The 10,119-nt window shown below is 68.0% G+C and carries 8 protein-coding genes; 3 read left to right on the plus strand and 5 right to left on the minus strand.

The genetic code is table 11. The features are described from left to right. Nucleotides 1-117 precede the first annotated feature (117 nt). Complete coding sequence (locus ACFXIV_RS18655; protein ID WP_379400865.1) at nucleotides 118-951, plus strand: SAM-dependent methyltransferase; 834 nt, start codon at nucleotides 118-120, stop codon at nucleotides 949-951. 17 nt (nucleotides 952-968) lie between these two features. Here ACFXIV_RS18655 and ACFXIV_RS18660 read toward each other — a convergent pair whose 3' ends face one another. Then, entirely contained in the window at nucleotides 969-2,234 is a 1,266-nt protein-coding gene (locus ACFXIV_RS18660; RefSeq protein ID WP_379400866.1) for a PucR family transcriptional regulator, read from the minus strand. A 269-nt stretch (nucleotides 2,235-2,503) separates the two neighbouring features. Here ACFXIV_RS18660 and ACFXIV_RS18665 point away from each other — a divergent pair, with 269 nt between their 5' ends. After that, complete coding sequence (locus tag ACFXIV_RS18665; protein WP_379400867.1) at nucleotides 2,504-3,832, plus strand: cytochrome P450; 1,329 nt, start codon at nucleotides 2,504-2,506, stop codon at nucleotides 3,830-3,832. Nucleotides 3,833-3,856: 24 nt separating this feature from the next. Continuing rightward, nucleotides 3,857-5,266, plus strand: coding sequence for a wax ester/triacylglycerol synthase family O-acyltransferase (locus ACFXIV_RS18670; RefSeq protein WP_379400868.1), 1,410 nt, complete (start codon nucleotides 3,857-3,859; stop codon nucleotides 5,264-5,266). Nucleotides 5,267-5,365: 99 nt separating this feature from the next. Here the strand turns inward: ACFXIV_RS18670 and ACFXIV_RS18675 are convergent, their stop codons facing one another. The 4 genes from ACFXIV_RS18675 to ACFXIV_RS18690 are packed head-to-tail and all read right to left on the minus strand — an operon-like array spanning nucleotide 5,366 to nucleotide 10,057. Continuing rightward, nucleotides 5,366-6,388, minus strand: coding sequence for an NAD-dependent epimerase/dehydratase family protein (locus ACFXIV_RS18675; protein WP_379400869.1), 1,023 nt, complete (start codon nucleotides 6,386-6,388; stop codon nucleotides 5,366-5,368). After that, the gene (locus tag ACFXIV_RS18680) at nucleotides 6,385-8,103 is read right to left on the minus strand and encodes a fatty acid CoA ligase family protein (protein ID WP_379400870.1); all 1,719 of its coding nucleotides are present in this window, start codon (nucleotides 8,101-8,103) and stop codon (nucleotides 6,385-6,387) included. The genes ACFXIV_RS18675 and ACFXIV_RS18680 overlap by 4 nt, the downstream gene beginning before the upstream one ends. After that, nucleotides 8,100-9,020, minus strand: coding sequence for a hypothetical protein (locus ACFXIV_RS18685; protein WP_379400871.1), 921 nt, complete (start codon nucleotides 9,018-9,020; stop codon nucleotides 8,100-8,102). Before ACFXIV_RS18685 ends, ACFXIV_RS18680 begins: the two co-directional genes overlap by 4 nt. Beyond that, entirely contained in the window at nucleotides 9,017-10,057 is a 1,041-nt protein-coding gene (locus ACFXIV_RS18690) for a 3-oxoacyl-[acyl-carrier-protein] synthase III C-terminal domain-containing protein (protein WP_354834250.1), read from the minus strand. Before ACFXIV_RS18690 ends, ACFXIV_RS18685 begins: the two co-directional genes overlap by 4 nt. Nucleotides 10,058-10,119 lie beyond the last annotated feature (62 nt).

Consider the following 10,119-nt stretch of genomic DNA (forward strand, 5'->3'; position numbering starts at 1 on the left):
CCCGGGCTGCCGTGATCGTCGATGGCAACGAGTAATTCGAGCAGATCCGGGTCAGGGCGGTGAGCTCGGATCTACGATGATCGAGGTCGAGGGTTGGATGCATCGAGGGGAGCGCGGATGTCCGGGCCGGCACCTGGTTACCCGAGCGCGATACCGGTCGGAGTGGACGCCACGCGCGCCAGTATCGCCCGCGTCTACGATGCGGCGCTGAACGGCAAGGACAATTTCGAGGTCGATCGCCGGGTATTGGATCAGGTCCGCACGGTGGCCCCCGGCGTCGCCGAATTAGCCTGGGCCAACCGGGATTTCCTGATCCGTGTGTGCCGCTTCCTGGCCAAGGAAGCGGGCATCGACCAGTATCTGGATCTGGGCTCGGGCCTGCCCACCACCGAGAACACCCATCAGGTGGTGCAGCGCGTCAAGCCGGATTCGAGGGTCGTCTATGTGGACAACGACCCCATGGTGCTGGCCCACGCCCACGCCCTGCTGGTCGGCAGTCCGAACACCTCCATCGTCACTGCCGACATCTTCCGGCCGTTCGAGGTGTTGAAACACCCCGAGGTCCGCGACGAACTCGACTTCACCCGCCCGCTGGCGATGTTCCAGATCGGGACGCTGCACCACTATCCGTCCGACGATGCCGCCGCCCTCATGCGCACCTATATCGACGCACTGCCCTCGGGTTCCTATGTCGCGATCGCCCATTTCTATGATCCGGAGGCCGCCGAGTACAGCGATCTGGCCCGCAAGATGGAGGAGAAGTTCGTCCACAGCCCGATGGGCTCCGGTCGCTTCCGCACCCGCGCCCAGATCCAGGCCCTGTTCGGTGACCTGCAGATGATCGACCCGGGCCTGGTGCTCTGCGACGACTGGTGGCCCGACGGCCCCCGCCTCGCCCCTCTGAATGCCGTGCGGCACTGCATCGCCGGCGGCGTCGGCTTCAAACGCTAGCCGGTGCGCGCATTTCGTCACATGGCCGCTCCGTCGCCGGGATCCGGAACGGCGGGGGCCGGGTAGAGGTGGTGGATGGTGAGGGCGGCGGCGAGCAGCCGGGAATCGTTGGGGTCGCTGGGATCCAGGCCGGTCAGTTCGGCGACACGGCGGAGGCGGTAGCTGAAGGTGTTGGGGTGGACGTGAACCACCGCGGCGGCGGCCTTGCGGTCGGCGGAGCCGTGCCGGATGTGGGCGTCGAGGGTTTCGAAGAGGTGGGGGTGGCGCAGGATCGGGGCGATGCGTTCGGCCAGGCGGTCCCGGGCGGGGCCGGGGCGGGTCAGCTGGTATTCGAGCAGTAGATCGTCGAGGCGATAGGCGCCGGTGGGGCGGCCGAGCAGGCGGGCGAGTTCGGCCAGATCGGTGGTCTGCCGCGCCGCACCGGGCAGGTCGGCACGGTCGATGCTCCGACATTCGGCGAGGAAGACGTCGACGCCGAACTGTTCGGCGAGGCTCGCCGCCAGGCGTTCGAAGGGGCCTGTGCCGATCTCGGGGACCGGACGAGATCTGCTGGGCAGCAGGGCGATTCCGTTCGATCCGTCGAAGGTATTGAGGACCGTCGTCCCGAGCAGTGCGTCGAGTGCCTGCTGGAACTGCCGGATCCGCCGGCGGGTGACCATGGTGTCGGCCACCAGGACCAGCGGGTCGGGGCGCAGGTGGAAGGTGAGGACGTCGTAGCGGTCCGCCAGCGCCATGTCGGCGCGGGCCGCCAGTTCCTCGACCGGCGCGCCACGCAGCAGGGCCGAGCACAGGGCGCGGCGCGCCTCGCGTTCGACCGTGTAGATGGACTGCTCGACGTCGGAGTGCACCTCGGAGATGGTGATGGTGATGTGCATGAGCGCCTCGAGCACCCGCTGGCCGATCGCCACGATATCGGGCAACTCGTGCGGCTCCGCGGTCGCGGCGACCTCGTCCCAGACATAGCGGGCACCGCCGAACAGGCCGGTCATGAGCTGGCGCACGGGGATTCGGTCCTCGGCGTGCCGCTCCACCACCGGGACGACGTACTCCGCGACCTCTTCGGCGGTGATCACGCGCCGCTCCTCGATGGCCCGGATGAACGCCACCGTCCCGGCCAGCAAGCTGGGCATGACATCGGCGAAGTGGTCCTCGGGCAGATTCTCGAGGCCGGGCACCGCGCCCAGTGCGGCTTCGAAGATACCGGCGGCAATCTCCGGGAGCCGCGGCAGCAGGCGGGCCAGGACGGGCGAGTCATCACCCAGTGGGGGAACGAGGGCGAGCATCTGCCGATTGTCACCAAGAACAGACTCGAGCACCAAGGAGTGTGTGCGAAATACCAATCGGCACAGCATCATCCCTGGTCGGCATGACACCGAACGGTTGCTTGGCAAGGTGCGGTCACTTTCACTCGATTTCAGTCAATTAGTTTCGCGAGACCAAATTGCACCGCATTTCTTGTCTCCGAATGCAAAGCAGTTCTTCATCTTTCGCATTCGAGCCAATTCGCGGTTAAGCTCCTGTAGTGTCCCTCTCGACTTCTCGAATGGTGTCAGTGGACGATCTACCGGGGCCCAGAGGATGGCCACTGGTCGGCAATCTCCCGCAATTGACACCCTCCCTGCTGCATCGCCAATTCGATTCCTGGAGCGACGAATACGGGGCGTTGTACCGGGTCAGCATGCCCGGTCGGCGCATCGTGGTGGTGAGCGATCCCGAACTCAATCGGGAGATCCTGCGGGACCGCCCCGGCGGCTTCCGGCGGCAGTCCGCCATCGAGTCGGTCATGGACGACATGGGCTCCAACGGCCTGTTCTCCCTGGAGGGCGAGGCATGGCGGCGGCGGCGCAAGCTGGCCATGCCCGCCTTCAACGCGACTCACCTGCGCGGCTTCCAACCCACCCTGGAGACCATTACCGAACGCCTGCGCCGGCGCTGGGAACGCCGGTCCCCGGAGGATGTGCGCGCCGAATTGACCCGCTACACGGTCGATGTCACCGCGAAACTGACCTTCGACTACGACATCAACACCATCGAAGAATCCGGCGACGTCATTCAGCGCCATTTGGAGCTGATCTTCCCCATCCTGAATCGCCGGCTCGCCACGCCGTTCCCGTACTGGCGCTATGTGAAGCTACCCGATGATCGGGCCCTCGAGCGCGCATTGGCGGCCCTGCGGCAGGATCTCACCACCGTCATCGCCCGTGCCCGCGCGAATCTCCCCGAGCGGCCCACGAATTTCATCGAGGCGTTGCTGCTGGCGCAGGACGGCCGCGGCTCGTTCACCGATGACGAGCTGTTTGCGGAGGCGCTCACGATCCTCATCGCGGGCCAGGACACCACCAGCAATGCCATGGCCTGGCTGCTCTATCACCTGGCCGGGAAACCCGAAGTGCAGCAGCGGATTCGGGAGGAGATCGCCGAGATCCCGTCGGTGCTGGACCGGCAGCCCTACCTGGAGGCGGTCGCGGCCGAATCCATGCGGCTGCAGCCCACCACGCCTCTCATCGGCATGGAAGCGATCGTCGACCGGACCATCGCCGGGGTGCGCATCCCGGCTGGAACCTGGGTCATCGTCAATGTCCAGCACGCCGGCCTGCAGGCGGAGAACTTCAGCGAGCCACACACTTTCGATCCCGATCGCTGGCTGAACGAGGGCCCCGGCAATCACCGGCCCGACGCCTCCACCCCGTTCGGCTCCGGCCCCCGCTTCTGCCCGGGCCGCGGCCTGGCCATGCTGGAGGTCAAGAGCGTCACCGGCATGGTGTGCCGCAACTTCGACATCGCGCTGCCGGCGAACAGCGAACCACCGAGGGACCGTTTCCATTTCGCCGTCATCCCGACCGGAATGCGGCTGGATATCACACCCCGGTCGGCCCACTGACTCCCGAGCACGAAAGGATCGCGCATGGCGATCAAGCGGCTGTCGGCCACCGACGGCGTCTGGCTGTCCCTCGAATCACCCGATATGCCCATGCATGTCGCATTCCTGCTGGAGTTCACCGTCCCGGACGGGGATGCGGCCCGCTTCGTCCGGCGCTGGCGCGCACAGGTCGTCGCGCCGATCGCGGTGCCGCAGCCGTGGAATCTGGTGCCGGTCGGCGGTCCGCTGACCCGCCTGGTGGCCCTCATGCGCGAGGCCGCCGAGGTCGATCCGGCCGACCACATCCGGACCTGGCAGCTGAACCGGCCCGGTGACCGCCGCGAACTCGTTGAGCTGGCCGCCCGCATCCACCGCGAACAACTCGATGCGACCCGGCCGCAGTGGGAGATTCACCTGGTCGAGGGTCTGGCACCGGACCGCTTCGCCCTCATTCTCAAGGTGCATCACAGCCTGTTCGACGGCGCGTCGCTGATGCGGCTGTTCACCGACACCTTCTCGACGGATCCGGCCGATCGGGACACACCGAATCTGTTCACCGTCGGCCGCGTGAATCCGAATGCGCCGCAGCCGGTTCCGTCCGCGAGTCGGTTGCGGACCCTGCTCGCGACGCTGCGGGGCGTGCTCGAACTGGTGCGCGGCATCGGCACGGCGGGCCGTGACGCCCTGCGCCGCGCCCGCGGCCGGACCCCGGCGCAGCGGGCCTACCAGCAGCCGGCGTCCATCTTCGACGGGCCGATCACCGGCCGCCGGGACCTGTCCCTGCGCCGCTATGACCTGGGCCGGTTCAAGCGGCTGGCCAAGGCCGCCGACTGCACGATCAACGACATCGTGCTGTATCTGGTCGGCACGGCCTTGCGCGACTACCTGACCGAACATGCGGAGCTCCCCGCACGCCCGCTCACCGCCGGAGTCCCCGTGGACCTGCGGGAAGGCGACGACGACCGGGTGGGTACCCGCGCGGGCATGATGTTCACCGCGCTGGGTACCGATATCGCCGACCCTGCCGAGCGCCTGGCTGCGGTCCGCGCGGCCATCCGCGCCGCGAAGCAGGAGATGGCGGGCCTCCCGGCCAATACGGTCATCGGCTACGGCCTGGCCGTCACCCTGCCGTGGATCATGGGACTGACCTGGGGCCGCACCAACACTCCGGCCTCGCATCCGATGGGCATCTCCAATGTTCCCGGACCGCGAACTCCGTTGTACTGGAACGGCGCCCGGCTGGAGTCGCTGTACCCGATCTCGCTGCTCATGCACGGCAACCCGTTCAATGTCACCTGTGTGGGCTACCTCGACGCGCTGCACTTCGGCGTGCTGGGTGCGGCCGACAAGCTGCCGGCGATGGAGTACCTGACCGACGGTTTGGACGCCGCTCTCGACGAGCTGACCGCGCTGCTGTTGCCCGCGGAGGAGCGCGCCCTGCCGTCTGCGGGGTGAGACGAAACGACAACGCTCCCGGTCCATTCCGGACCGGGAGCGTTGCGGTGTTCTGGTGAGCAGACCAGGACGGTGGGGGAATCAGGACGGCAGAGTGAATCAGGACGGAAGCGCGGACAGTCCGCCGATCGATTCCGCCCACGCCACATAGCGATCCAGCCCGTCGCGCAGGGAAATCGTGGGGGCATAGCCGAAATCGCGCCGGGCCGCGCCGGTGTCGTAGGTGCTCGACACCGTGAGCGCCGCGACCGTCCAGCTGGAAAGCGGGGGTGCGACGCGCGACTGCAGCCCGGGGATCTTCCAGACGGTGTCGAAGACTGCGATGATGCCGTCCAGCACCGGTTTCGGAATGGTCCGGGTCGGCGGTGTCAGGTCGAAGGCCCTCGCCAGATCGCGGGCGAAGCCCCACAGGTCGACATCCTCGGCGTCGGCCAGGAAATAGGGCTTCCCGGCCACCGCGTCGGACCGCGACGCCTGTACGCACGCGCGCGCGGCATGCTCGCAGTAGGTGATCGACACCAGCACCGGCTTGCCGCCCGACAGATCGGGTAGGCGGCCGGAGCGAATCTTGTTCAGCAGCAGCGTCATCCAGCCGCCCGAGCGCGGCCCCCAGATCATCCGGGGACGCAGCGCGCAGGTGGTGAAGTCGGGCCCGTTCGCCGCCAGCACCTCACGCTCGGCAATCGCCTTGGTCTCGACGTAGTAGCTCTTCGGGTTGCGCACATAGGGTTCGGACTCGTCGATGCCGAACCGCTCGCGATCGTATTCGGTGGCCACACTCGGGCTGCTGACGAAGACGAAACGGCCCGTGCCGGCGCGCCGCGCGGCATCCATGAGCCGCCGGGTGCCCTCGACATTGGCCTCCCAGAACTGGTCGCGGTGGCCGGTCTCGGCCACCCGGCCGGCGCTGTGGTGCACCACGTCCACGCCCTTGCAGGCGGCGGTGAGCGACTCCGGGTCGCCGAGGTCGCCGTGCACGATCTCGACCTCGGTCAGCGAGCGCAGATAGCCGAGATCGGCGGTGGGGCGGGCGAGTACGCGCACCTGGTCGCCCGCGGCCAGGGCCTGGTCGACGATGTGGCTGCCGAGGAATCCGGTGCCGCCGGTGACGAGGACTTTCATCGCTGTTTTCCTTCACTGTCGTAGCCGAGGCGGGCGCCGGCCCACTCCGACAGCACCTCGCGGCCGATCTTGGCGTTGTGCCGGATGTCGACCGGGAAGCCGTCGTGCCGCAGGAAGGTGCGGATCGGCGCGGTGATCTCGTGGGACTCGGCCAGTCGCCGCAATTCCCGCTCGATACGGGGGCCTGCGCCGCGATCGACGCCCGCACGCCGCTCGTAGCAGAGCACCGGCACCTGCGCGCCGGCCCGGCCGACGCCGACCAGCGCAGTGCGCTGGACATCCGGGTGGGTATTGAGGATCTGTTCGCACTGCACGGTGAACAGATCCCCGGCGCCGGTGCGTACCCGCTGGGAGATGCGGCCGCAGAACCACAGTCGGTCGTCGGTGTCCCGCCAGGCGAGGTCGCCGATGCGGTGCCAGCGGCGCAGCGTGCCGTCGGGTAGCCGTTCGTCGATCTTGGCGCGCGCATCGGCGGCCGGGTTGCCGTGGTAGCGCTGACTGACCTGCGGTCCGGCGGCGACGATCTCGCCGATTTCGCCCGGCGCGACCTCCAAATCGTCTGTCCAGAACGGTATTTCATCATCGGTGATGCGAATGATCCGCACTCGGGTATCACTGTCGGACTCCGGCAGTGCCCGTCCCACGCAGGTGCCGGCCCCGTCCCGGGTCCGCTCCCGCAGCGTTTCGAGCTCCGACCACTCCAGGGTGGTCAGCGGAAGCGCCTCGGTCGCACCGTAGGTGGTGAAGACCCGGGCCCGCGGCCCGAGCGCGTTGCGCACCGCGACCAGCGCCTCCAGGTTCGCGGGCGCACCCATCGAAATGACCGTGGTGAGGCTGGGCAGCTCGATTCCGGTCCGGTCCAGATAGGCGCCGAGGGGGCCCAGCAGGGCGGGCGAGGCGGTCAGATCGGTGATCCGGAAGGCGCGGGCCACCTCGACCAGCAGCGCGGGATCGGCCTGCGACACCTTCACCGGATCCACCGGCCCGAGCACCACGTGCGCGCCCTGCATCAGATCGAACAGCCCGAACAGCGGCACCGTCGCCAGTGAGACGAAACCGTCCGCGCGATCGTGCAGATCGGTGACCACCCGCAGCGAGGCGGCGAAGCCCGCGCGGGTGAACTCCACCCCCTTGGCGGGGCCCGTGCTGCCGGTGGTGAACGCGATCATCAGCAGATCCCCGGGCGCGTGGGCGACCGCGACCGGCTCGCCCGCGCGGCCGCGCTCGGCCAGCTGAGCCAGTGTGTAACCGCCCCAATAGGAGCGAGCGCCCGCCGTGACGTGCACGCGCACCGAGCGGAAGGTGCGACGCGCGGCGATCCGGATCAGGTGGGCCTCCGGGACGCCGATGAACGCCTGTGCACCGACACTGCGGAAGCAGTGCAGCATGCGATTCACGCCCATGCCCGGGTCCACTACCACCGGCACCGCGCCCACCCGGAACAGCGCGAAGATCACCGCGAACAGATCCGGGTCGGGCCGGACCATCACAATCGTCTTGACGCCCTCGGTGATTCCGATCTCGGCGAAGGACCGCGCGTAGGCGTCGATCCGCTCGCCGAGGTCGGCGAAGGTCAGCGCGTCGAAGGCGGCGCCGACGCCGACGCCGCCCGCGCCGCCCGGAGGCCGGGTCCGATAGCTGACGGCGGGCAAATCGGCGTACTTCTCGATCTGGCGCGCCAGCAGCAGATCCGGATCGTCGAGTACGGGATTCACGCGGCCCCTTCCACTCGGTAGCTCACGCACCCGGCCATCGGACCCGAACCCGCCGCCAGGAATACCAGCTCGGCGCCCGGCGTCAGCGCGCCCTGCTCCCGAAGTTGGTGGTAGGCGATGGCCAGGCCCGAGCTTCCGGCGTCGCGGTCGCCGGTCATCGCCTGGTAGCCGCGGGCGAATCCGAATTCCTCCGCGAGGCCGCTCGCGAGTCCGGGCACCGGGTTATTGGTGACCAGAACGGTATTGCCCGTGTCGATTTCGGGCTGATCGGCCAGGTAGCCGCGCAGCGTGTCGGCCGCCGTCGCGGTGATCACCGTGTCGTAGTCCGGCGCGACCTCGACCGTAATCGTCTGCTGTCCAGCATTTCCCATGGCCTTCAGGTCCAGATATCCGGCGACGCCCGGATTCGCGCCCGCCGCCCGGTCGCGCACCGGGGAAATACGTAGCGGGCCGAAACCCGTCTCCCGATCCACCCCCTTGCTCAGCAGCCAGGCCGAGCCGACGGTCGCGTACCGGAAGTCGTCCGGCCGGTGGGCGATTCCGCCCGGGTGCGCATCACTGCCGACGACCAGCACCCGTTGCGCGGTGCCATTGGCCAGCAGCGCGGTCGCCGCGTGCACGGCGTTCAGCACCCCGCACGCGCCATTGCGCAGGTCGAACGAGAAGGTGGAGCGGCCCGATCCAGCCTCGTAGTCCAGGTGCATGCGCAGCCCGAGCTGGATGAGCGCGGAGTTCGCGGGCTCGACCACATTGCCGTCCCGATAGACGCCGACATTGACCAGCACGTCGATATCGCCGGGCTCGATTCCGGCCCGCTCCAGGCATTCCCGGCCCGCGGCCACGGCATGGTCGATGGATCCCGCGGTGGCCGGGGCGGCGCTGATCGCGGATTGTTCGATGACAACAGACATGCTCATCCCACCAGAGAATCGAGAGTGGCCGACATGACGCCGAAGATCATTCCGGAGGCGGTCGGCACCACGCAGATCTTGGAACCCTTCGGTATTTCGCCCCGCGATATGTAGTCGTATATCGCGAGGAAATGCGTGCTGGCGCCGGTATTCGCGTATTTGTGCACGGTCGCCAGCCGCGGCGGCATTTCCGCCTCGTGGATCTTGGCGCCGGATTCGGCCAGCTTCTCGGTGAAGGCCACCCCGAGTTGATGGAAGACGATGAAATCGAACTTCTCGTCGGCGAAGGTGGTGCCGCGCTTGACGAGCCGATCGCGGTGCAGTTTCGCCCAGGTTTCCCGGCGTGGGGCCGCCTGCATGGTCATATTGTCGGTCAGCATGATCATGTTCTCGGAGGCGTCGCTGGGCTTGGCGATACACAGCGGCGAGAACTCGGCGCAGGTGATCATGTCCACGTAGTGGATGCGGTCGTGTTCGTCCTCGGCACGGTCCACGATCACCGCGACGGCGGCGTCGGCCAGGGTGAGCGCCGGGAACTGCAGATCGCGCGCGTCCTTCGCCTCGGCGAGTGCGCCCTCGGTGACCGGGGAGATGATCTCCGCCGTCACCACCATGCCGGTGCGCACCAGACCGGCGCGAATCATGTTCTCCAGCAAATAGATCGCGGTCATGGTGCCACCGCAGGCATTGACGACGTCGTAGCCCATGGCATGGTCCGCGCCGATCCGGCGGGCGATCTCGTGGGCGGCGGCGGGCTCGAACACCATGTGGAACCCGTCGTGCACGGTGGTGCCGGCGCTGATGATCACATCGAGGTCGGTGGCCTCGTACCGCGAGCGCGCCAGGCAGTCCTGCGCGGCGCGTGCGCCGAGGGAGAGGCTGTCCTCGCCCGCGGACCGGTCGACCATGCGCCGGGTGCGGATTCCGGTGATCCGCTCGACTTCGAATTGCCCGCCGCTCGACATACGGGCCAGTACTTCGTCGGTGGTGTATTCGCGCTGGGGGAGAGCGGCTCCCAGCGCACCGAGGCGCGCGGCACTCACAATCGTGACTCCCGATCGTAATGGGATGGATGGAACCGGCGAGTGGGCCGTCCATGTGAATC

The sequence above is a fragment of the Nocardia sp. NPDC059236 genome (assembly GCF_042754085.1).
Classification (GTDB): Bacteria; Actinomycetota; Actinomycetes; order Mycobacteriales; family Mycobacteriaceae; genus Nocardia.